The organism is Mesorhizobium shangrilense (genome assembly GCF_028826155.1).
Classification (GTDB): domain Bacteria; phylum Pseudomonadota; class Alphaproteobacteria; order Rhizobiales; family Rhizobiaceae; genus Arvimicrobium; species Arvimicrobium flavum.
In genome coordinates this window covers 3,663,901-3,685,011 of sequence record NZ_JAQGPN010000001.1, presented here as the reverse complement: position 1 = coordinate 3,685,011, position 21,111 = coordinate 3,663,901, and the positions used below count along the sequence as shown (strand labels likewise).

The 21,111-nt window shown below is 64.3% G+C and carries 21 protein-coding genes and 1 tRNA gene; 6 read left to right on the top strand and 16 right to left on the bottom strand.

Annotated features, from left to right (window positions below; translation table 11 throughout):
• Window positions 1-27 precede the first annotated feature (27 nt).
• From PD284_RS17855 to PD284_RS17825, 7 genes are all read right to left on the bottom strand, one after another.
• Window positions 28-1,137 (bottom strand): pyridoxal phosphate-dependent aminotransferase, encoded by a 1,110-nt coding sequence (locus PD284_RS17855; protein ID WP_274629501.1) that lies wholly within the window; start codon window positions 1,135-1,137, stop codon window positions 28-30.
• A 128-nt stretch (window positions 1,138-1,265) separates the two neighbouring features.
• Window positions 1,266-1,580, bottom strand: a complete 315-nt coding sequence (locus PD284_RS17850) for a hypothetical protein (protein WP_274629500.1) — start codon at window positions 1,578-1,580, stop codon at window positions 1,266-1,268.
• A gap of 139 nt (window positions 1,581-1,719) precedes the next feature.
• Window positions 1,720-3,198, bottom strand: a complete 1,479-nt coding sequence (locus PD284_RS17845) for a M81 family metallopeptidase (RefSeq protein ID WP_274629499.1) — start codon at window positions 3,196-3,198, stop codon at window positions 1,720-1,722.
• Between the two features lie 232 nt (window positions 3,199-3,430).
• Entirely contained in the window at window positions 3,431-3,802 is a 372-nt protein-coding gene (locus PD284_RS17840) for a RidA family protein (RefSeq protein WP_274629498.1), read from the bottom strand.
• Window positions 3,803-3,821: 19 nt separating this feature from the next.
• Window positions 3,822-4,646: a carbohydrate ABC transporter permease gene (locus PD284_RS17835; protein WP_274629497.1), complete on the bottom strand. Its 825-nt coding sequence runs from the start codon at window positions 4,644-4,646 to the stop codon at window positions 3,822-3,824.
• Window positions 4,643-5,512, bottom strand: coding sequence for a carbohydrate ABC transporter permease (locus PD284_RS17830; RefSeq protein ID WP_274629496.1), 870 nt, complete (start codon window positions 5,510-5,512; stop codon window positions 4,643-4,645). The genes PD284_RS17835 and PD284_RS17830 overlap by 4 nt, the downstream gene beginning before the upstream one ends.
• Window positions 5,513-5,686: 174 nt before the next feature.
• Window positions 5,687-6,925 (bottom strand): ABC transporter substrate-binding protein, encoded by a 1,239-nt coding sequence (locus PD284_RS17825; protein WP_274629495.1) that lies wholly within the window; start codon window positions 6,923-6,925, stop codon window positions 5,687-5,689.
• Window positions 6,926-7,099: 174 nt separating this feature from the next.
• Here PD284_RS17825 and PD284_RS17820 point away from each other — a divergent pair, with 174 nt between their 5' ends.
• The 4 genes from PD284_RS17820 to PD284_RS17805 are packed head-to-tail and all read left to right on the top strand — an operon-like array spanning window position 7,100 to window position 10,893.
• A complete protein-coding gene (locus tag PD284_RS17820; protein ID WP_274630685.1) occupies window positions 7,100-7,870 on the top strand; it encodes an SDR family oxidoreductase in 771 nt (256 codons plus the stop codon).
• Window positions 7,871-7,873: 3 nt separating this feature from the next.
• Window positions 7,874-8,944: an ABC transporter ATP-binding protein gene (locus PD284_RS17815; protein ID WP_274629494.1), complete on the top strand. Its 1,071-nt coding sequence runs from the start codon at window positions 7,874-7,876 to the stop codon at window positions 8,942-8,944.
• Window positions 8,941-9,822 carry a MurR/RpiR family transcriptional regulator gene (locus PD284_RS17810; RefSeq protein ID WP_274629493.1) on the top strand — a complete coding sequence of 294 codons (882 nt, stop codon included), beginning with the start codon at window positions 8,941-8,943 and terminating at the stop codon, window positions 9,820-9,822. The genes PD284_RS17815 and PD284_RS17810 overlap by 4 nt, the downstream gene beginning before the upstream one ends.
• A gap of 3 nt (window positions 9,823-9,825) precedes the next feature.
• Window positions 9,826-10,893: a D-TA family PLP-dependent enzyme gene (locus PD284_RS17805; protein ID WP_274629492.1), complete on the top strand. Its 1,068-nt coding sequence runs from the start codon at window positions 9,826-9,828 to the stop codon at window positions 10,891-10,893.
• 34 nt (window positions 10,894-10,927) lie between these two features.
• On the opposite strand, the gene PD284_RS17800 is transcribed toward PD284_RS17805, so the two are convergent.
• The 7 genes from PD284_RS17800 to PD284_RS17770 form a co-directional block, all read right to left on the bottom strand.
• Window positions 10,928-11,935: an inorganic phosphate transporter gene (locus tag PD284_RS17800; RefSeq protein WP_274629491.1), complete on the bottom strand. Its 1,008-nt coding sequence runs from the start codon at window positions 11,933-11,935 to the stop codon at window positions 10,928-10,930.
• A gap of 3 nt (window positions 11,936-11,938) precedes the next feature.
• Window positions 11,939-12,583 carry a DUF47 domain-containing protein gene (locus PD284_RS17795; protein ID WP_274629490.1) on the bottom strand — a complete coding sequence of 215 codons (645 nt, stop codon included), beginning with the start codon at window positions 12,581-12,583 and terminating at the stop codon, window positions 11,939-11,941.
• 408 nt (window positions 12,584-12,991) lie between these two features.
• Window positions 12,992-13,822: an amidohydrolase family protein gene (locus PD284_RS17790; RefSeq protein ID WP_274629489.1), complete on the bottom strand. Its 831-nt coding sequence runs from the start codon at window positions 13,820-13,822 to the stop codon at window positions 12,992-12,994.
• Window positions 13,819-14,745: a Gfo/Idh/MocA family protein gene (locus PD284_RS17785; protein ID WP_274629488.1), complete on the bottom strand. Its 927-nt coding sequence runs from the start codon at window positions 14,743-14,745 to the stop codon at window positions 13,819-13,821. Before PD284_RS17785 ends, PD284_RS17790 begins: the two co-directional genes overlap by 4 nt.
• On the bottom strand, window positions 14,742-15,683 hold the full coding sequence (locus tag PD284_RS17780; protein ID WP_274629487.1) for a threonine ammonia-lyase: 942 nt from the start codon (window positions 15,681-15,683) through the stop codon (window positions 14,742-14,744). The genes PD284_RS17785 and PD284_RS17780 overlap by 4 nt, the downstream gene beginning before the upstream one ends.
• A complete protein-coding gene (locus PD284_RS17775; protein ID WP_274629486.1) occupies window positions 15,680-16,705 on the bottom strand; it encodes a succinylglutamate desuccinylase/aspartoacylase family protein in 1,026 nt (341 codons plus the stop codon). Before PD284_RS17775 ends, PD284_RS17780 begins: the two co-directional genes overlap by 4 nt.
• A gap of 30 nt (window positions 16,706-16,735) precedes the next feature.
• Window positions 16,736-17,767 carry a DUF4432 family protein gene (locus PD284_RS17770; protein ID WP_274629485.1) on the bottom strand — a complete coding sequence of 344 codons (1,032 nt, stop codon included), beginning with the start codon at window positions 17,765-17,767 and terminating at the stop codon, window positions 16,736-16,738.
• Window positions 17,768-18,000: 233 nt separating this feature from the next.
• Between PD284_RS17770 and PD284_RS17765 the strand changes: the two genes are divergently transcribed.
• Together PD284_RS17765 and PD284_RS17760 are read left to right on the top strand one after the other, a co-directional pair.
• On the top strand, window positions 18,001-18,774 hold the full coding sequence (locus tag PD284_RS17765) for an IclR family transcriptional regulator (RefSeq protein ID WP_274629484.1): 774 nt from the start codon (window positions 18,001-18,003) through the stop codon (window positions 18,772-18,774).
• A 281-nt stretch (window positions 18,775-19,055) separates the two neighbouring features.
• Window positions 19,056-19,511, top strand: coding sequence for a GNAT family N-acetyltransferase (locus PD284_RS17760; RefSeq protein ID WP_274629483.1), 456 nt, complete (start codon window positions 19,056-19,058; stop codon window positions 19,509-19,511).
• A 142-nt stretch (window positions 19,512-19,653) separates the two neighbouring features.
• Here the strand turns inward: PD284_RS17760 and PD284_RS17755 are convergent.
• A tRNA-Ser gene (locus PD284_RS17755) sits at window positions 19,654-19,744 on the bottom strand.
• A 195-nt stretch (window positions 19,745-19,939) separates the two neighbouring features.
• Window positions 19,940-21,100: a porin gene (locus tag PD284_RS17750; RefSeq protein WP_274629482.1), complete on the bottom strand. Its 1,161-nt coding sequence runs from the start codon at window positions 21,098-21,100 to the stop codon at window positions 19,940-19,942.
• Between the last annotated feature and the right edge of the window lie 11 nt (window positions 21,101-21,111).

The window sequence follows — 21,111 nt, the reverse complement described above, 5'->3', positions numbered from 1 at the left end:
GTGGAAACACGGGGAGAGCGGCGGCGATCAGTCGCCGCGCGCCGCAGCGAGCGCGCCGGGCAGTTCCTCGGCGAAGATGTCGAGTTCGTGGTCGAGGCCGACGCTGACGCGGATACAGCGGTCGAGGCCCGGCGCCATCGGCTTGCGGATGAAGACGTCGCGCGACAGGAGATGCTGCATCACCTTGAGCGCGAAGGCGCCGTCGGCGCCGCAATCCATAGTGACGAAGTTTGTGGCCGAGGCGATCGGAACAAGCCCGTTCGACCGGGCGATATCGTTCAGGCGCTGGCGTCCCGCTGCAACCTTCGCCACCACCTGCTGGAGCCACGCCTGATCCTCGAGCGCCGCCAGGCCGGCAACCTGCGCCATGCGGCTGGTGCCGTAATGGTTGCGGATCTTCTCGAAGTTCTGGATGAGCTCCTGTTCGCCGAACGCATAGCCGCAGCGGATGCCCGCAAGGCCGTAGGCCTTGGAAAAGGTTCGCATCCTCAAGAAGTTGGGACGCGAAATGTCGATAGCCGGCGAAGCCGATGCGGGACCGGTTTCCCCATATGCTTCATCGAGGATGAACAGCGTCGTCTCGGGCAGCGCGTCGGCGAGGCGCATGACCTCGTCCGCCTCCCACCAGGTCCCCATGGGATTGTCGGGGTTGGAGAGATAGACGATCGCCGCGTTCTCACGACGCACTGCGTCCAGGAGACCGTCGAGGCTCTCCTTGTCCTTCTCGAAGGGCACGGTGACCAGCTGCCCGCCCGAGCCCGCGACATGGAAGTTGAAGGTCGGGTAGGCGCCCTGCGACGTGACGACGACCGTGCCTTCGTCAACGTACATACGCACCGCAAGTCCGAGCAGCCCGTCGATGCCTTCGCCCACGACCACCGAACCCATCGGTACGCCGAGATGCCTTGCCAGTCCCTCCCGGAGGTCGTGGTTGTCCGGATCGCAGTACATCCACTGGTCGGCCGCGACCTGCTGCATTTTGGCGATCACCTTAGGGGAGGGCCCAAAGCTGCTTTCGTTGGCGCCGATGCGCGCCCGGAACGGCCGTCCCCGGGTGCGTTCCTGGGCTTCCGGTCCGACGAAAGGCACGAAAGAGGGTAGGGCTTCGACGACTGGCGTCAGGGCGGGGCGCTTCATGGTGGGAGTCCGCAGCTTATGATCTCGCTGCTCTCTGGCTAAAGCGCATTTTTCACGGGCGCAAGCGCTGCCGTGCCCCGCAAGGGGAACAGCGGGCGGCAACGCCCGCCATTCCCTGGGACAAGAGACTACTGGATGTTCTTGATGCTCTCGCAGAACGCCTCGCGCGGCGAGGTGCTGTTGGCGCACTCGCTGCGCACGCGCTCCTTGTCTTCGCTCGACATCGCGTTGAACGCGGCGGTGAACTCGTCGCCGGTGCGCAGCGTAGTCATGGAGTCGTCCGTATAGAACGGCCCCATCAGCTGTTTGTCTTCGAGCGCCGTGCTGCCGGTCGGGGAAACCGTGTTGGTCTTTGTCTGATCAACGTCCGAAGACTGGGCGATTGCCGCGCCGGAAAGCATCGCAACCGCAGCCGCGGCGAGGGCGAGGGACTTCAGGGTCATTGCTCTTTCCTTCCGTTTTGTCTGCATCGATCGTCCTTGCGATCGATGGGGGAACGGAAGGGAAACCCGATGGTTCCGCGAGCGCCTCGGGCTTATCTCCTCAACCGGCTTGCCGATCCCGCCGCCAAGCAGCGCGGTTTCAGGCCTCGCTGAACGGGTTCTCGACGCGCGGCCATATCTTGCGATTGAGCTTGCGGTAGTCGGTGACGCGCGGGGCGCTCGGATAAGAGCTCGGAGCGGTCACGTAGATGATCTCGGCGGCGATCGGAGCGAAGCCCGCATAGAAGTGGTTGGTGGACTTCACCAGCAGCAGGTCCTTCTTCAGCGGATCGATGCCGATGTTGGAGAAGACGTCGGGCTCGAAGGTCTGCGTCCGGTTCGTGTTGAGGATGATGTCGACCTCGGTGCCTTCGATCCGCACGACCGCCGAAGGTCCGAGCGTCACGCGGCTCCGGCCAAAACTTTGCCAGCCTTCGGCGACGGTCTTCAGCACCTTGACCCTGGCGTCGATCGGCTCGCCCGCCTGCGGTCCCGCCTTGCCGCCGAAGCGCAGGTCGATCTCCGCTCCCTCGCCGGCAGCATGACAGAAGGTGACCGCGAGCGGGTCCCAGATGGTCGCCACGCCGACATTGTTGACGCCTCTCTCGAGAATGCGCCGCAGCACCGTCGTGCCGTCGCCCGGCACGCCGCCGCCGGGATTGTCCCATACATCGGCGATCACTGCGGGCTTCTGCGGGGTCTCCGCGTGTACGGTGAGAGCGCGGTCGATGCCCTGGTCGGGGGTCACCATCGCCATTGCGGTCTGCTCACGCAGCGCAAAAAGCTCCATCCCGAGTTTCTCGGCCAAGGCGTCACCCTTCGCCTTCTGGTCGTCGGTGACGATCATGATGCGCGTGCCCATCTCTGGCACGTCTGCGGCCATGAAGCCGTGGATGACCGAGACGGACAGAATGTCGTCCTTGCCATGCAAGGCCTTGATGCGATCCACGAAGGACCGCATCGGCTCGCGGCTGGTCGGAAAGACCTGGATCATGCGGCAGTCGAAGGTCGAGATGACCGGCTTGATCTCGCCGCGGGCGGCGCGCAGACCGAGATCCACCACATGCTCGCCCCGCTCGTAGAAATCGGTGTGGGGAAATTCCAGGAAGGCGGCCAGGATGTTGGAGGCGGCGACGCGCTTGGGCGTCAGATGGCTGTGCGGATCGAGTTCCGCGGCAACGACGACGTCTGGTCCGACGATTTCCCGCACACGGGAAAGCAGATCGCCCTCGCAGTCGTCATAGCCTTGCGCAACCATGGCGCCGTGAAGGCCGAGGATCACCGCGTCGACGGGAAGGGTCGCCCGAAGCTGATCGAGGATCTCGTCCCGCAGCGCCTCATAGGTTTGGCGCTGCACGAGGCCGCCCGGCTCCGCCCAGGTCGCGGTTCCCTCGATGACCGTCAGGCCGTCGTGTTGGGCCCTGGCGCGCAGTGCCACGATGGGCGAAGAGCACAGCGTCGGCGTGTCCGGGTGCTGCCCCGGGGCGGCATAGAACGCCATCTCGAAGGAGGCCCGGTCCGTCGGCACCGGCGAGAACGTATTCGTTTCGGTCGCCAGCGAGGCGGTGAAGATGCGCATTTCGATTTGCCCGTCTGTTTCCGAGGGGCGTCTCTTGACGCGCCCCCGCTCAGGTTTGGTGCTCTGTTCGCCGGTGCTCAGCGGGCCCTCACGTCAGGATGGGGAGGCGGGCCGCAGCCCCGCGGCAAGCGTTGTGCGAACGACGCATCCCCGATGAGGGGCGCAACCCGCACGCGCCCGACGGCCGGCTTCTCCTCATTGGAGAGCCAGCCCCGAACGGCGAGCCATGGGTTTATTGCACCGGCGCGTACGCCACCGCCTCGATCTCAACCTTGATGTCCACCATCAGCCGCGATTCCACAGTGGTTCGCGCGGGCGGCTCGCTGGGGAAGAACGTCGCATAGACCTTGTTCATGCCGCCGAAATCGCGGGCGTCCTCGATCCAGACGGTCGTCTTGACGACCTGGTCCATGGTCGCGCCGGCAAGCGCCAGGGCGGCCTTGACGTTTTCGAGCACCTGGCGCGTCTGCACCTCGATGTTGCCGCTCTCCATCGAGCCATCCGGCCTGACCGGCACCTGGCCGGAAACATAGACCATGTCACCGGCGCGAACGGCGGGGGACAAAGGCACGTGCGAGGTGCCGAAAACCTGCTTCTTGGACAATTTTGGTCTCCGTGGTTTCTTACTTTACCGCGCCGAGCGCCAGTCCGCGGACGAGATAGCGCTGCAGCCAGACGAAAAGGATGGCGACGGGCACGGTTGCAAGCAGCGTGGCCGCCATCACATGGTGCCACTCGACCGTATAGCGCCCCGCCACCAGCGAGAACACCTTGATGGGCAAGGTATAGGTCTCGTCGCGCCGCAGCATGGTCAGCGCGATGACGAACTCGTTCCAGGCGTTGATGAAGGTGAAGATGGCGGTCACGGCGATGGCGGGCACGCCGAGCGGCAAAAACACCTTTCTCAGCGTCAGCCACCGGCTGCCGCCCTCCATCCAGGAAGCTTCTTCCAGGTCGCGCGGGATGGTGTCGAAATAGCTCTGCAGCATCCAAACCGTGAAGGCGATGTTGAAGGCCATGTAGACAAAGCCCACGGCAGTCGTGCTCTCGATCAGGCCCCAGGCGGCGAGCAGGCGGAACAGGCCGAGCACCAGCACGATCGGCGAGATCATCTGTGAGATGAGCAGGAACTGACGGAAGGCGCCGTGGCCGGCAAACCGGAAACGCGACATGGCGTAGGCGGCCGGGATCGAGATCAGGATCGCGCCGACCGTCGCGATGAGCGAAACGAAGAGAGAGTTCCACAACGCACGGCCAAAATTGATCGCCACCCACATTTCAGAGAAGTTCGACCAGCGGAACTCGCTTGGCCACCAGGTCGGATTGAGCACCTCTGCCCGCGGCTTGACGGCGGTCAGGAACATCACCGCGAAGGGGAAAAGGGTCACGACGATCAGCGGCGCCAGCAGCACCCATGCAATGATCGTGCGCTTCAGCTTCGGGCTCATCCGCGGCTCTCCCGCATGGCAAGGCGGACATAGATCATGGTGAAGAGGAGCAGAATGGCGAACATCACCAGCGACACGGCCGAAGCTTCGCCCAGCTTCCCGAGCCGGAAGGCGAGCTTGTAGAGGTGCGTGACGAGGATGTCGGTCGAGTTTGCCGGCCCCCCCTGCGTCATCACCCAGATGATCGGGAAGGAATTGAAGACGTAGATCGTGTTCAGCACGATCGCGATGTTCACGAAGGGCTTCAGCAGCGGGAAAGTGATGTGCCTGAACTGCTGAACCGGTGTGGCGCCCTCAAGCGCCGAGGCCTCGTAGAGGTCGTCCGGTATGGACGACAGGCCACCCAGGAAGATCGTGGTCGTGAAGGGAACCGTGACCAGGATGCCGATCAGCACCTGCATTGGAAACGCGGTGGCTGCGCTCGCCAGCCATTGGATATTCTGGTCGATGATGCCGAGATTGCGCAGCGCGGAGTTGAGCATGCCGCTCTCGCCGTTGAGCGCCCAGCGCCAGACGATGGCGGTCATGGTGAGCGATACCGCCCATGGCAGCATGATGATGACGCGCGCAATGCCGCGGCCGTAGAAATCCGCATTGAGGATCATGGCCACGGGGATCGAGATCAGCAGCGCGCCGCCGACCACCAGTACGGTCCATAGCCCGGTCCGGAGGAGAGCGCTGATGAAGTCCGGATCTTCGACGAGCGCCCAGAAGTTCGCGAAATCGTTCCAGTCGCGCAACTGGCCGAAGCGGCTGACGTCATGCGTCGAAATCTGGATGAGGTCCCAGACCGGCCAGAAGATCACCACCGCCGCAAGCAGCAGGCTTGGCAGGGTCAGCAGATAGGGCAGGGCCCGGTTGTGCATGGCTCTCGGCGTGTTCGGGGCTTCGCGATTGGCGGTCCTCTCCCCGCTTGCGAGGAAAGGATGCCGGCAGGCGGACGAGGAGCCGTGGGCAATGTCGGGAGTTGCCCGCCGCCCCTCATCCGGACTTTCGCGCCAGCCTCTGCCCGCAGACGGGCAGAGGGGAAGGCGCCGGGCTTACTTCTTCAGGATCGCGTCCGCCTTCGCGGCAGCGTCCTTGAGCGTCGCCTCGATCTCCTCCGGCTTGCCGAGATAGATCTTCTGCATGGCGTCCGACGTGATCTGCGCGATCTCCTCCCAGCCGGGGATGACCGGGGCGAAGCGGGCGTCGGGCAGCAACGCCGTGAACGCGGCCAGGTCGGCGTTGTTCACGTAGTAGTCCATCTTCGCCTCTTCCTTGTTCACCGGAAGGAAGCCTTCGCCCTGCGTGAACTTGGCGCGCTGTTCGGTCGTGAAGAGATAGTCGAGCAGCTTCCAGGCCTCTTCCTTGTTCTTCGAGTTCTGGAACATGATGATGGAGTCGGTGACGCCATAGGTGCCACGCGCGCCGGTCGGGCCGGCCGGAATGGCCGCCACGCCGTAATTGAGGTTCGGCGCTTCTTCCTTGATCTGGTTGGACAGGAACGGCGCGGTGATCATCATGCCGACCTTGCCCTGCTTGAAGATGTTCTGCACGTCTTCGCGGGCAAGCGACGTGACGCCCGGCTCGGTCAACCCTTCATCGATCATCGACTTGTAGAGCTTCGCCGCCTCCAGCGCGCCCGGCGTGCCGAGGCCCGAGGTTCCATCCTGGTTAAGGATTTCGGTGCCCATCGACCACATCGCATAGTAGTAGTAGACGTCGGTCTCGATTTCCTTGCCCTGCAGACCAAAGCCGAACACGTCGCCGCCCGACGCCTTGATCTTGCGCGCTGCGTCCTGGAGCTCGGCCCAGGTCGCAGGCGGATTGGCGACGCCGGCCTTCGAAAGGATGTCCTTGTTGTAGTACATGGCGCGGGCGGAGGCCGCGATCGGCAGGCCGTAGGTCTTGCCATCCATCACCGACGGCGAGAGGAAGGTTTCGATGAAGCGGTCCTTGAACTCAGGCGTGATGTAGCCGTCGAGCGGCTCGGCAATGCCCTGCTGGACGAAATCGATCAGCCAGCGCGTGCCGATGATGGAGAGGTCGGCATTGGTGCCGGCAGCGATATCGGTGGTGAGCTTCTGCAGCAGCACGTCCCACGGCACGATTTCGAACTGCACGTCGATGCCGGGATTGGCGGCCTCGAACGCCTTCTCCACTTCGGCGAAATAGGGCCCGGTCTTCGAGCTGTATTCGGCGACGGTGACGCGGACCTCTCCGGCATTCGCCTGCGCGGCGAGGGCCAGCACGCTGAGCCCGCCCAGAAGCGCGGATTTCCAAGTAGCTGTCTTCATGAATCTTCTCCCATTCGTGTCAACGTGTCGCGCCAGATGACCCGGCGTCAGAATTCCGTGACTTTCTTACATTATCCGACCAAACGGCGAATGCAAGAGCAATTTCGATGTTGCTAACTTACAAAAACTGCGATAGGTGACAGTACGCGTCTGCCGCCAAAGGGGAGAATTGGCATAGTGACCGAAGGTGATTTTCGCGGCAAGAAGGTTCTCATCACGGGCGCTGGCGGCGGCCTTGGTGCGGCCTTCATCGAAACCTTCGCCAAGCGCGGCGCTGATCTTGTCCTATGCGATCGTTCGGCTGACCTTCTGGCGTCTTCGCGCTGGCCCGCCTACGTATTCGACCTGCTCGACGAGGCATCGATCCGCGACACCGCGGAACTCATCCTTGCGGGGCAGGGCGTGCCCGACGTCATCGTCAACAATGCGGGCTGGACGCGCGCCGAGACCATGTCGGCGCTGACGTTCGATAACATCGATGCGGAGATCCGGCTCAACCTGACCGGTGTGGCGGCCTTCACGAATGTGATGCTGCGCGAGATGACGAAGCGCGGCTCGGGCGCGGTGGTGTTCATCTCCTCGGTGAATTCCCTCGCGCATTTCGGCAATCCGGCCTATGCGGCGGCGAAGGCCGGCATCAACGCCTTCTCCCGCGCCGTCGCCGTCGAGCATGGCCGCAAGGGTATCCGTTCCAATGTCGTCTGTCCGGGCTCCATCCGCACGCCGGCCTGGGCCCACCGCCTTGCCAGGGATCCTGCGGTGATGGACCATCTGAAGCGCATTTATCCGCTGGAGCGGATCGTCGAGGCCGAGGAGGTGGCAGAGGCGGTTGCCTTCCTGGCGTCGGACCGGGCGAGCGGGATCACCGGTACGGTATTGCCGGTGGATGGCGGCCTCACCGCCGGCTGCCTGCCCTTCATTGACGATGTCCTGGGAGGTACCTGAGCGATGACCGACGTTCACTTCCGCAATCTTTCGAAGGCCTTTGGCAGCCACAAGGTTCTCGACAACATCAATCTCGACATTGCGAGCGGCGAGTTCGTGGTGCTCGTCGGGCCATCCGGCTGCGGCAAGTCCACCCTGCTTCGCATGCTGGCGGGCCTCGAGCCGATCACTGACGGCGAGCTCAGGATCGGAGGCACGCGCGCCAACGACCTGCCGCCGCAGAAGCGCAACATCGCCATGGTGTTCCAGTCCTACGCGCTGTTCCCGCACATGAAGGCGTCGGACAACATAGGGTTCGGTCCGAAGATACGCGGCGAGGCCTCGGACAAGATCACCGAGAAGGTGAAGAATGCGGCCAACATCCTGAACCTATTCTCTTATCTGGACCGTTATCCGCGCCAGCTTTCCGGCGGCCAGCGGCAGCGTGTCGCCATGGGGCGCGCCATCGTGCGCGACACCTCCGTGTTCCTGTTCGACGAGCCGCTGTCCAACCTCGATGCCCAGCTGCGCGTGCAGATGCGCGTGGAAATCAAGGCGCTGCATCAACGCCTGAAGTCCACCATCGTGTACGTCACGCACGACCAGATCGAGGCGATGACCATGGCCGACCGGATCGTGGTGATGAACCAGGGGAAGATCCAGCAGGTCGGCCCTCCGCTCGAACTCTACGACCGGCCGGTGAACAAGTTCGTGGCAAGTTTCATCGGCTCGCCGTCGATGAGCTTCGTCAGCGGCCGCGTCGCTACCTCGGCCGAGGGTGCGGTCTTCGAGGCTGCCGACAGCGTGCGTGTCAATCTGGGGGAAGCCGGCGCCAAGGCCGTCGGCAAGGACGTCGAGATCGGCATCCGTCCGGAGCATTTCCGCATCGACGAAGAGCGGCCCGCGGCCAGGATCGCCGTTGACGTGATCGAGCCCACGGGGGCCGAGACGCATGTATACGGCTCGATCGGTGGGGAGAAGGTGCGGGCAGTCTTCCGCGACCGCATTTCGGTGAAGCCGGGCGACCGGCTGCCGGTGAGCGTCGACCCCGGCAACGCGCATCTGTTCGACAAGGCGAGCGGCCTCGCCGTATGAAACAGGTCGCGGACATCATCACCCGCCTGCAGATGATGACGCAGGACGGTTCGAAGTCTGACCGTCGCCTCGCCGCCCTGGTACTCGCCGATCTGGATTTCGCCTCGAAGGCCGCGATCTCGGAGATTGCGGCGCGCGCAGACGTCAGCGAGCCAACTGTTACACGCTTCTGCCGCAATCTCGGCTGCGAAGGGGTGAGGGACTTCAAGTTTTGGCTGGCCCAGGCGATCGCCATTGGCGGGCTTTACCTGATGCCGGCGCCGTTGAACCGCGATGCGCGCGAGCAGCGCATTGCGGCGGCCATCACCGTTGGGGCGACCCAGGCGATCGAGCGCATTGCCGCGAGCCTGGACATGTCGACGCTGATGTCGGTTGCCGAAAGATTGTCCGCCTCCAGGCACGTCCTGTGCATCGGCTCGGGCGGCACCTCATCGATGATGGCGACGGAGATGCAGAACCGGCTGTTCCGGCTCGGCGTTTCAGTGGTGGCGCAGGTCGACGGTCAGTTGCAGCGCATGTACGCGGCGGTGGCCACGTCGGAGACGACAGTCCTCGCGTTCTCCATCTCAGGCTACGCGAAGTCGGTCATCGACTCGGTCGTGGTGGCGCGCCAGTACGGCGCGCGCACCGTCGCCATCACCGGACCGGGCTCCGCGCTGGCCAAGGCGGCGGAGATCGTCATCCCGTTCCAGCACGGCGAGGACAGTAACATCTACAAGCCGACATCGTCGCGCTACGCTCTGCTGGCGGTCGTGGACATGATCGCCACGGCGACAGCCGAGAGCCGCGACAGCAACGTGCTGGAATCTCTGCGTCGGATCAAGCTGAGCCTGAACACGCTCAAGGTGGACGATCCGCGACTGCCGCTAGGAGACTGAAAAATGACCGCCGACCGAACCATCGACGATCTTGAAACGCCCTGTGTCCTCGTCGACCTGGACCGCGCCTCGGCCAACATTTTGCGGGCGCAGGCCTATGCAGATGCCCATGGCAAGAAGCTCAGGCCGCATATCAAGACGCACAAGCTGCCTTTCTGGGCCAGGAAGCAGGTCGAGGCCGGGGCCGTCGGCATCACCTGCCAGAAGATCGGCGAGGCCGAAGTGATGGCGGATGCTGGCATTGCCGACATCTTCCTGCCCTACAACATCATCGGCCGCCAGAAGCTGGAGCGGTTGCTCGCGCTGCACAGGCGCATCACGCTTTCCGTGACGGCCGACAGCCGTGAGACCATCGAGGGCCTGGCGTCGGTATTCACCGACCCCGATCACAGGCTGACAGTGTTAGTGGAATGCGACACCGGCATGGCGCGATGCGGCGTGCAGTCGCCCCAAGAGGCGCTGGATCTCGCGAAGCGGATCGATGCTGCCCCCGGATTGAGGTTCGGCGGCTTGATGACCTATCCGGCCGCCGGCAAGGCGGCCGAGGCGAACGCGTGGCTGAAAGAAGCGCGCGATCTCCTGGCCAAGCAAGGCATTGCCTGCGAGCGCATATCGAGCGGCGGAACGCCGGACATGTGGCATGCCGGCGATAGTGATGTGATCACCGAATATCGGCCTGGAACCTACATCTATCTGGATAGGTATCAGGTGGCGAAAGACGTCGGCACCGCCGACAACTGCGCCCTGACGGTGCTGGCGACTGTTGTCAGCAAGCCGACCGCCACGCGCGCCATCCTCGATTCAGGCTCCAAGGCGCTGACCAGCGACACGTTGGGCATGGACGGCTTCGGCGAGATCGTCGGCATACCCGGCGCATCCGTCACGGGCCTCAGCGAAGAACACGGCAACGTGACCCTGGCCGCCGGTGCGGACCTGTCGATCGGCGACCGCGTCCGCATTTTGCCAAATCACGCCTGCGTTGTGTCGAACCTGTTCGACGAGGTGCATCTCGTGTCCGGCGATCGTGTCATCGAGACCGTTCCGGTCGCCGCGCGCGGCCGGGTAGACTGACGGAGCGCGCCCGCCGCAGCTCCTCAAGAGCCGCTCAGCCGGTGATCAGCGACGTCACCCAGTAGGTCGCGGCCGAGATCGCGGCCGCGATCGGGATGGTGATGATCCAGGCCCAGACGATGTTGCCTGCAATGCCCCAGCGCACGGCAGACACACGCCTGGCGGCGCCCACGCCGATGATGGCGCCGGTGATGGTGTGGGTCGTCGAAACCGGAATGCCGAGCCAGGTCGCGCCGAACAGCGTGATCGCGCCGCCGGTTTCCGCGCAAAACCCCTGCATCGGGTTGAGCCGCGTAATCTTCGAACCCATCGTGTGGACGATGCGCCAGCCGCCGAACAGCGTGCCCAGCGCCAGTACGGCCTGGCAAGACAGCACCACCCATAGGGGGACGTAGAACTCCGACCCGAGCATGCCCTGTGAGTAGAGCAGCACGGCGATGATGCCCATCGTCTTCTGGGCGTCATTGCCGCCGTGACCGAGCGAATAGAGCGATGCCGAGATGAACTGCAGCACGCGAAACGTGCTGTCGACCGCGAACGGCGTCCTGCGCACGAATACCCAGGACACGATCAGCACCAGAAGCAGGGCCAGGATGAAACCGGTCAGCGGCGAGCCGACGATGGCCGCCGTCGTCTTCAGCAGGCCGGACCATACGATGGCGCCGCCTCCCGCCTTGGCGACGCCGGCTCCCACCAGCCCGCCGATCAGGGCGTGGGAGCTGCTCGAGGGGATGCCGTAGAGCCAGGTGATGACGTTCCACGTTATGGCGCCCGTCAACGCGGCGAAGATGACGGTCGGGTCGACGATGTCGGCGTGGACGATGCCCCTGCCGAGCGTTTCTGCAACATGCAGCCCGAAGAAGAGGAAGGCGATGAAGTTGAAGAAGGCCGCCCAGGCGACCGCGTAATGCGGTCTAAGCACGCGCGTCGATACGATCGTGGCGATCGAATTGGCCGCGTCGTGCAGCCCGTTGAGGAAGTCGAAGAGGAGCGCGATCGCGATCAGCGCGACCAGGATCGGAAATGCGAGGGAGGCATCCATGGCTTAGACGTTTTCGATGACGATGCCGCTGATCTCGTTGGCGACGTCCTCGAAACGGTCGACCACTTTCTCCAGCTCGGAATAGAGTTCGCTGCCGATGATGTAGGCCATCGGATCGCTGCGACCCTGCCTCTGGAACAACTCCTTGAGGCCGAGGTCGTGAAGTTCGTCGGCGCGCTCCTCCACACGCATGACCTGCTCGGTGATCATGCTCAGCCGGCTGGCGTTCGGGCTGATCTTCTCGAGCAGCGGGACGGCCTGCGCTGTCAGCTTGGCGGCCTGGACGATGATGCCGCCCATCTCGCGCATGCGCGGTTCGAATTCGCGCTGCTCGAACAGGATGACCGTCTTCACCGTCTTGTGCATCATGTCGATGGCATCGTCCATCGACTGGATGAGGTCCTTGATGTCACCCCGGTCGAAGGGGGTGATGAAGCTGCGGCGCACCGCCAGCAGCACATCGCGCGTGATGGCGTCAGCCTTGTTCTCAAGGTCTTTGATCTTCTGGCATTCGGCCTCGACGCCTTCACCGCCGGCGAGGAGCCGCTCCAGCGCTTCGGCGCCTTCCACCAGCAGCTTGGAGTGCGCCTCGAACAGATCGAAGAACCGGTCTTCACGCGGCAGCAGTGCCCGAAAGAAGCTCATCATCGTCGTGAATCCCGTTCAATAATCTAGTCGGCTCACAATTCCGTGTGCCTCTTAGAGCAAGCGGGCGCACCAGCGCTATCCAAAAGCGCCCCTGCGGCCGCTTTTCGAACAGTTTGTTCGCCGCTTGGGCGTTCGGATCTTGCCCATCAGGATCGGAGGCTTCGAACCGCAGCGCAGGGCCGAGGAATGCCGGTACCTGGCAGCAAGGAAGGATTGTTCGAAGCGATGGAAGCGAATTTTGCGAAATTTTTGAAGGAGTTGAGATCCATTCCGGACGATTTGGTGCGCGAGGCCAGCCTTGTTTGCGAACCTGGCTCAAGCAACTGTCAACCAGACTGAAGCGAAGAGAGGCGATAGAGCCGAGACACTGACGGCCGAGTTGTCAGGGCAACTCAAATGCCATTTTGGTCAGCGACGGACCTCACGGATCTTCGCGGCCAGACCTTCGCCGAAGATCAGGCGGCGCTGGGAGTCGCTGAGGACGTCGCTCCCGGGAAACTGCATTGTCTCTTCGAAGTTGACGAACTCCAGCGCCGGGCTGAAGTCCGAACCCCAATGTAGGTCCGATGGGGAGAACCGCTCCAGCAAAAGTTCGACGAACGGCTGGGCGGCTCGGTGCGGGGCAACCGGATCGATTGCGTAGAGGCCGGAAATCTTGACCCCGACATTGCCGCAGGGGGCGAGGCGCAGAAGCGGATCGAGACGGACGGCTGCCTTGGCAAGCGCCGGACGCGCCTCGCAACGGCCGGGCAGTCCAAGGTGTGAGAACAGGAACGCGCAGCCTTCGGCCCGTTCGATAAGCGGCGGCAACGCGGCAATCGCTTCCGGCCGCGCGTTCAGCGAGACAATGGCGCGCGCGATGCTGAGCCGGTCCCATGTTTCGCGCGGCCATGCCAAAGCCGCCTTCACCGTCGACGCGTCGGGCAGGTAAAGTGCGACGCCGACATGGCCAGCGGCAAGCAGCGCTTCGATGTGCCCGGGCAGGAGCGCCGATGACGGATCGACGTAAGCGACACTCTCTATCCAGCGCCGCGTGCCCGCAAGGTCGCGCACATAGGCGTTGTTGGTCGGATCAATCCCGTCGCCTTCGTAGCACACCACCAGTCCGCCGGAGATACCGTGCGCTGCCATCAGCCGCTCATAGACGTCCAGGTCGACTTCCTGGCCGAGCGGCGAGGGGCGCTGGAACCCGGTGTAGCCGTTCGGGAACAGGTGGAGATGGGCATCGATGATTGTCATTGGTTCAGTTTGCCGATGATCATTTCCGCCGCGAGCAGGCCATTCATCGCGTCCTGAGGCGTGACCGGCGCGTGCGAACGGCCAGCACGGATGCCTCTGAGGAAGCAGTCGAGTTCGGCACGGAGGGGATTGTCACTCGCGTCGACCGAGATGCGCCGCTGGAGGCTGCCGAAAATCTCGATATGGCTGCCGATCTCGAACTCGGCACTGCCCTTGGTGCCGATGATCTCCACACGATCCGGTGGGCAGTCGGGGCCGGGATGCAGCCAGGACGTGGAAAGATGCCAGACCGACCCCGACGTGCTTTCGAGGCGTGCGGAGGTCAGCGAGCGGGCCATTTCGGACGGCCGCCGCGTGGCGTTCGCTGAAACGGCGGTTCCGCCGTCGAACCACAGCGCGAGGTCGATGTCATGGATCATCGTCATCAGCACGGGATCGATGTCGGCATAGCGCCCCGCATGACCTGCATCGCGATAGCGGCGTGAGCTGAAGCTCAGCAATTGGCCGATCTCGCCGCTGCGCAGCACGTCCAGCAGCTGCCGGTGGCCGGCTGAAAAGCGCAGGATGTGGCCGGGCTGGAGGAAGGCGCGGCTGACCGCTGCTGCCTGGCACAAGCTGCGCATCGTGGCGTCGTCCGGTGCGACCGGCTTCTCGACCAGCACCGGGATCCCGCGTTCCAGCGCCTTCGTCGCCAGCGACGCGTGAGCGGCGGCCGGGGTCGCCACAATGACGCCGTCGGGCTCGAAGTGGTCGAGCAAGGCGAAGGCGTCCGCATCGCAGTCGGCGAGCGGGAAGATCTGGCGAAGAAGGTCATGCTCGGAAACGCGCGCTTCCGCGACGGCGAGGGTGATGCCACCGATCTCCGCCAATGTCTTCAGGTGTTCCTTGCCGAAGGCGCCGCCGCCCGCGACCATGATTTTCATGGCGTCGTGCCTTCCGCACCGGCGCCGCAGACCACCGCGCAGATTCGGCGGCTGTCGGCGAAGGTCGGGTGGCCGCTCCGGAGCGCGGCGGTGGTGGCTGCTCCGGAGAGGTCGGCGGCGATGCCGAACTCCTGCCACAGCCAGCGCGAGGCGCCGAGCATTTCTTCGTCGGATACCAGCACCACCTCTTCGATGTTGCGGCGGGCGATCTCGAAGACGCGCTCGTCCGTCCTGCGGCAGGACATGGTCGCCACCTTGCTCGTCACCTCGGCCAGCGTGACGACCTCGCCGGCGTCGAGGCTCGCCTTGATCGTCGGCGAACCGGTCGGCTCAACGGCGACGATGCGCACGTTCGGCCGAACTGCTTTGATCGCAGTCGACATGCCGGCGACCAAACCGCCGCCGCCGATGGCGATGACCACGGTGTCCACGTCGACTTGCTCAATCAGTTCGAGCCCGAGCGTGCCCTGTCCGGCCACGACCAGCGGATCGGCGAAGGGATGGAAATAGGCGGCGCCGCTCTCGCGTGCGTAGGCCCATGCCGCCTCATTCGACACCGACCATTCGGCGCCGACGACGCGGACGTCCGCATCCCAGCCCCGCATCTTGTCGACCTTGGCGGGCGAGACAGTTTCCGGCACGTAGACCACCGCCGGCACGCCCGCCACCTTGGCGGTGCGCGCCACGGCCAGCCCATGGTTGCCGCCCGACGCCGTCACGATGCCGGCCTTGATCTCATCCTTTGATGCGCCGAGCAGGCGGTTCATGGCGCCGCGCGCCTTGAATGAACCTGTCACCTGCTGCAGTTCCAGCTTCAGCACGACACTGCCGCTGACCGGCAGCGGTTCGCGCGCCAGCGTCGCCTCCATGATCGGTGTGCGCCGCACATAGGGTGCGATGCGCTCGCGCGCAGCTTCGATGTCGGCGACAGTGATCATTTTCTCTCTCCGTAAGGCGACGCGACGACGACGCAGCAGTTGCCCGGCGCGACCCGGCCGGGATGGCGGCGGCCATAGACGATGCCGTCTGCTCCATAGTGCAGCGTCAGCGGCTTTGTGGCCATGTCCCAGATCCGGTGGATGCGACCCGCCGGCTGCCCGGCGGAAACCTGTTCTCCATTGGCGTGGAATGGCTCGAAGATGCCGTCTTCGGTTGCGTAGACATAAGCGGAGGGTCCGCGCAGCTCGAGGATCGGTCGCTCCGCACAAACCGGCGACGCATCGCCCACCAGCATCCCGAGATGCGCCAGCACGTTGCGAACGCCCCGCCGGCAGATCTGCAGCGCGTCGAGTGAGACGGCGCCGCACCCGCGCATCTCGGTGCCGACCGTGACGAGGCCTGCTGCGCATGCGGCGGCAGTGGCCGTGCGCTTGTCACCGAGATTTGAGATGACGACGGTGTAGGGCGCATCGAAAGCCTGAACGGCGGCTACGTTGCGCCTATGCAGGTCGGCGTCGCCGCTCGGCTCGATGATCGCGCTCGGCAGGATGTCGAGCGACGAGCCGCCCGAATGCAGGTCGAGGAAGGCGTCAGCCATCGGAAAAATGCGGTGCGCCACATACGCGGCGATCTGCTGGGTGATCGAGCCCATCGGGTCCCCCGGCCAGACGCGATTGAAGTTCAGCCCGTCCACCGGCGAGGTGCGCGTCGCGGCGAGCACCGCATGCACGTTGTTGGCGGGCATCAGGATCAGCCGCCCCTGCATGCTGCCGGGGTCGAGGTCTCGTGCAAGTTCGCCGATGGTGATCGGCCCTTCGTACTCGTCGCCGTGATTGCCGCCCTCGATCACGACGGTGGGGCCGGCGCCGTTGGAAATCACTGCGATCGGAACCTGCGTCACCCCCCATGCATCTGAGTGGGGGGAGTGCGGGAAGTTGATGAAACCGATCTGCCGCCCGGGCTTTTCGAAGTCGATCTCGGTGAAGGCGTTGCCGGCGTAGGGCTGAGGGGTGGTGTTCAACGTCGTGTCCGTCATATTGCGTCGGCCGGTTCAGCGGCTGCGCACTGAGGTGATGCGGTTTTCCAGTTTCCGTGCCGCGGCTGCGTCGATCGCCCCGAAGCGCATCTCGGTACGCCAGGACTTGCCCGGCGCGATCCAGACCAACTGGCCGTTCGCCTTGGCGGCAGCAAGACCGTCCGGCGGCGCAGTGGCCGGCAGCACCAGCCCGAGCGCATCCTGGTCCGGTCCCCGGGTGATCCACCGCACCGCAAAGGGCAGCTCCGACGGACGGTAGCTCACACAGTCGCCGGAGCCGTCCGGACGGCGATGCACGGCATGGGTCCAGCCGTCCACGTCGCTCCTCGCCTTCATCGTCAGCACCAACTCAGGTTCGACCGGTACGCCCGCAGCGAGTGTCCGGTGCACGGAAGGATTGGCGGCCACCGCGGCATGGTAGCCGCGGACTTCCTCGCGTTCTCCGGGATCGAGTTCGGGCTTTCGGATCACGATATCGGCGCGGTCGTCCTCCACCGCGTCCACCAGGACTCCGCCATCCATGGGGCGGAAGTTGACGTGGGCGAGGTAAAGGAACGGCATGGGCCTGCCGGCGCGGTTGTCGACCTCCATTGTGACCTCGAAGGAGGTCGCGCCTTCGCGCAGTCGCACGCGCGGCCGGGCGATGAAGTCGTGGCCGAAGGCCAGCGTGTCACGTCCTGTGCCAGTCAGCTCGACATAGACTCCGGCCTCGTCCGAACCGAACACCAGCGCTGCGATCTCATAGGGGAGGTTGGGCAACTCCCCATGCAGCGGGTGCGTGTCGGTCGGGCCGGGATTGCCCATCGACGTTCCGCCGCAATGGATGAAGAACGCGCCGTAGGTCCTCAGATAGTCACGGGTCGGCTGCGGCTCGTCGAACAGCGAGCGCATGGTGAGGCTGCGGCCGAGGAAATGCGCATCCCAGATCTGCTGGCCCTGGAACGGCAGCAGCGTTGCCGTGCCTGCGCCGTTCTCGATTCGAAGTCCGGCAACGCCCGAGCGGTAGCGGAAGGCCGTGGCGCTGAGCATGCCACTTCGGGCGATCAATCGCTCGCTGTCTCCAAACTGAAGTGGGTCGAGTTGGATCGAAACCGGACTGGCGCCGGACATTTCAGCTTCTCCGTTCCGATCGGTCAGCGCCGGCGCGTGGCACAGAGTGGCCGCGTTGGGCTTCTACCCCGTGTGCTCCATGCGCAAAACAGCGTATCGCAATTGCGATTAGGGGTCGTTTCGCATATGAAGTCAAGAACCGCACATGAAACCGCCAAAGGCGTATGGCGATGATCAGCGACACGTCCCACGAGGAGCGCGGCGCCTATTCGGCGCCGGCCCTGGAAAAGGGGCTGGATATCCTCGAAGTGCTTGCGTCGGAAGGCGAGGCGATGACGGCGCGGCAGATCGGCGAGCGCCTGGGCCGCTCGAAGAACGAGATCTTCCGCATGGTCTATGTGCTGGTCGACCGCGGCTATCTGCGCCGGGACGCCGCCACCGACAGGCTCTCACTGAGCAATCGCCTGTTCGAGCTCGGCATGCGAACGCCCCGTCCGCGCGCGTTGGTGGAGGTGGCGCTGCCGGCGATGGAGCGGCTCAGCGGCAGGGTGGGCCATGCAAGCCATCTGGTGGTGATCAGTCGAGGCGAGACAGTGGTCGTCGCGAGTGCGGCAGCGCGCGCCGAGTTCAATTTCACGCTGCAGCTCGGCTACAGCCGACCGGCGACTGACGCCGCATCCGGTCTGACCATCATGGCTTTCCAGTCACCTGAACGCCGGCAAGTGATGATGGAAGAAAGCCTCTCGCTTCTCGAGTGCGGGCCCTTGCGGGAAACGCTGAACGCCGAGCTTGACCGGATCGCCGCGGCAGGTTTCCTGATCTCGGAGAGCCATCATTTCGTCGGCATCACCGACATATGCGCGCCGATCCTCGACAGGTCGGGACGCGGCGTCGCCAGCGTGGTCATGCCCTGCCTGCAGAAAATCGGCGCCAGTCGCGAATTCGGCGACATTCGTGATCGGCTGGTCGCGACCTGTCGGGACATCTCGGAGGCTCTTCTCTAGTGCCGGGAAGGAATCGTCCAGCGATTGGCACGCTCGTGAGCGACTGAGGTGACGGCTGTCTTCCCTGAGAGCATGCGAATCGCCGGGCACATGATGCGCTGCTGCCTCGTCTTCTTGTCCGAGCCTTCAAGCAGGCAGGCGACACGACTGGCAGCGATCCCGAAGCTGCGGGCAACGGGGAGCGAACCCGCGTAGTGGGTCGATGATAGTGGCGGAAGATGCTCTGGCGGATTGAGACGTCCAGTCGGGGCATAGGCCACTTGGGGGGAGGGGCGATGCGGATGGCGATTCTCATTCGGGAAGCACGGCCTGAGGACAGGGACACCCTCGGAGCACTTAAGCTGCGGTCTTCTCTGGGGTGGGGGGAGAACATTGAAAAGCTGCAAGCACTCTCGGAAGCGAGAGAGGTGCCTGCCGCGCACTTGCCACATGCCATCGTCGCGGAGATTGAAGGAGAGATTGTAGGCTTTGCAACGGTCCTTCCTGCTGAAGCTGCCTTCCAGGCCGAGCTGGAGGACCTGTTCGTCGCCCCTGAGGCATGGCGGAAGGGGGTGGGTAGAAAGCTACTCGCCGAAGCTGAGTGTCGTGCCAGCGCGATCGGGGCACGCACGCTGCTCGTCGTGGCTGGCGAGCGAGCTCGTCCGTTCTACGGAGCTTCAGGATATCGGTTTGCAGCAACGACCGCGACGGAATTTGCACGCGCGGTCGAGTTGCACAAGGAACTGTCGGGAGGCTGAAAGCTGCCGATATCGCGCTGGCCAATTCACAGCTGGGCCGACATCGGTCGGGATGTGCGCACTATCGGTAGCGTACCCTGCCGCTCGGTGGCGGTCCGGTGATCGGCGGAAACAGCGCAGGATGGGGTGCAACGGCGGCCAATGGCGGAGAGGAAGGGATTCGAACCCTCGAGAAGCTTTTGACCTCTACTCCCTTAGCAGGGGAGCGCCTTCGACCACTCGGCCACCTCTCCGTGGCGTCCGCATAGCCTGCCGGGTTCCTATATTCAAGCGCTTTCCCGACGACAAATCGAAGAGGTGTTGGCGCGAGGCGTTGCCGGCGGCATTCGGGGTCGCGGTTGCGCAAATATAGCCAAGCCGCATGCGTCAGATTGATATGAAAGGCCCGGCGGTAAACCGCCGGGCCCAACAACGATCAGCTCAGCTGATTAGAAGCTGCGCTGGAAGCGGATCACGCCGCCCCAGGCGTCGTCGACGCCGTTGTCGTAGTAGTCGATTTCCGGCGTGATGCGGAAGCCCGGAACCAGGTCGTAGTTGACGTTGATCGAAGCGCCGAAAGCCTCGGAGTCGTCATAGGCGAGCTGCAGGTTGACCTTGGCCTTGTCGGACACCTGGGCGCTCGCGCCGCCCCAGATGGCCCACTCGCCGCCCCACGGCTTGTAGAAGTTGGCGCCCGTCGTAGCGACGACCAGCTCGCCCGCCGCATTGCGACCGACGACCTCTTCGGCGCCGTCGTCGCCGTAACCGGCCATCAGGAAGAGCGAGATGGTGTCGGTCGCCTTGACGTCCAGGCGCGCCTTGACGGCCCAAGCTTCGTGGATGCTGTCGTAGCCGCCGACGAGGCCGATGCTACCCCAATCCTGCGCGAACTTCGCACCGGCAACGATGTGCGGGACGTAGCTGTCGATCGAGTAGTCGTGGCCGTACGAACCGTCCTTGCCGGTTTCGAGCGAGACGATCGCCGAGAAGCCGTTGCCGCCGTTGAAGGTGTAGCTGATGAGGTTGGTGTCGAACGGACCGTAGGGGACCATGTCGTCCGAGATGACCGCGCCGGCGTAGCCGAGGAAGGTCGTGTAGGCCGATTCGTCCTTGCCGACGCGGAAGCCGCCGAGTTCGATCCAGGCGAAGTTCAGCGAGACGGAGGTGCCGTCATAGCCGTTGCTGCCGCCGGGCACCAGGTTACCGTTCCGGTCGCGGAAGATCGCCGGGCCGCTCGTGCCACCGTTGCCCCACGTGAAGCGGGTCTCGGTGAAGGTCTTCAGGGTGCCGAGTTCGGTCTCGGTGCCGGTCCAGGTCTGCAGCGACAGACGTGCATACTTGTTCCAGGTCTCGTTTTCGCTACCGTCCTGATGGTCGGTCGCGGAACGCTCCCACAGGTCGCCGCCCGAGATCTGGTAACGGACGTAGCCGCCGATGCGCAGGCAGGTCTCGGTGCCCGGGATGTAGAAGTAGCCGGTGCCGTACACGTCGCAAACGCGAACGTATTCGACGGGCTCCGGCTCGGCGATCACGACTGCGTCGGCAGCGCGGGCGCCGGACACTGCGACCAGGGCCGCAGCAGAGCCGAGAAGAAGGCTCTTGATGTTCATGTGGTACCTCC

What these genes read in the sequence shown, in the direction of transcription:
- PD284_RS17855 (WP_274629501.1), bottom strand. Translation starts at nt 1,137, where the DNA reads ATGAAGCGCCCCGCCCTGACGCCAGTCGTCGAAGCCCTACCCTCTTTC.
- PD284_RS17850 (WP_274629500.1), bottom strand. Translation starts at nt 1,580, where the DNA reads ATGACCCTGAAGTCCCTCGCCCTCGCCGCGGCTGCGGTTGCGATGCTT.
- PD284_RS17845 (WP_274629499.1), bottom strand. Translation starts at nt 3,198, where the DNA reads ATGCGCATCTTCACCGCCTCGCTGGCGACCGAAACGAATACGTTCTCG.
- PD284_RS17835 (WP_274629497.1), bottom strand. Translation starts at nt 4,646, where the DNA reads ATGAGCCCGAAGCTGAAGCGCACGATCATTGCATGGGTGCTGCTGGCG.
- PD284_RS17830 (WP_274629496.1), bottom strand. Translation starts at nt 5,512, where the DNA reads ATGCACAACCGGGCCCTGCCCTATCTGCTGACCCTGCCAAGCCTGCTG.
- PD284_RS17825 (WP_274629495.1), bottom strand. Translation starts at nt 6,925, where the DNA reads ATGAAGACAGCTACTTGGAAATCCGCGCTTCTGGGCGGGCTCAGCGTG.
- PD284_RS17815 (WP_274629494.1), top strand. Translation starts at nt 7,874, where the DNA reads ATGACCGACGTTCACTTCCGCAATCTTTCGAAGGCCTTTGGCAGCCAC.
- PD284_RS17810 (WP_274629493.1), top strand. Translation starts at nt 8,941, where the DNA reads ATGAAACAGGTCGCGGACATCATCACCCGCCTGCAGATGATGACGCAG.
- PD284_RS17805 (WP_274629492.1), top strand. Translation starts at nt 9,826, where the DNA reads ATGACCGCCGACCGAACCATCGACGATCTTGAAACGCCCTGTGTCCTC.
- PD284_RS17800 (WP_274629491.1), bottom strand. Translation starts at nt 11,935, where the DNA reads ATGGATGCCTCCCTCGCATTTCCGATCCTGGTCGCGCTGATCGCGATC.
- PD284_RS17795 (WP_274629490.1), bottom strand. Translation starts at nt 12,583, where the DNA reads ATGATGAGCTTCTTTCGGGCACTGCTGCCGCGTGAAGACCGGTTCTTC.
- PD284_RS17790 (WP_274629489.1), bottom strand. Translation starts at nt 13,822, where the DNA reads ATGACAATCATCGATGCCCATCTCCACCTGTTCCCGAACGGCTACACC.
- PD284_RS17785 (WP_274629488.1), bottom strand. Translation starts at nt 14,745, where the DNA reads ATGAAAATCATGGTCGCGGGCGGCGGCGCCTTCGGCAAGGAACACCTG.
- PD284_RS17780 (WP_274629487.1), bottom strand. Translation starts at nt 15,683, where the DNA reads ATGATCACTGTCGCCGACATCGAAGCTGCGCGCGAGCGCATCGCACCC.
- PD284_RS17765 (WP_274629484.1), top strand. Translation starts at nt 18,001, where the DNA reads ATGATCAGCGACACGTCCCACGAGGAGCGCGGCGCCTATTCGGCGCCG.
- PD284_RS17760 (WP_274629483.1), top strand. Translation starts at nt 19,056, where the DNA reads ATGGCGATTCTCATTCGGGAAGCACGGCCTGAGGACAGGGACACCCTC.
- PD284_RS17750 (WP_274629482.1), bottom strand. Translation starts at nt 21,100, where the DNA reads ATGAACATCAAGAGCCTTCTTCTCGGCTCTGCTGCGGCCCTGGTCGCA.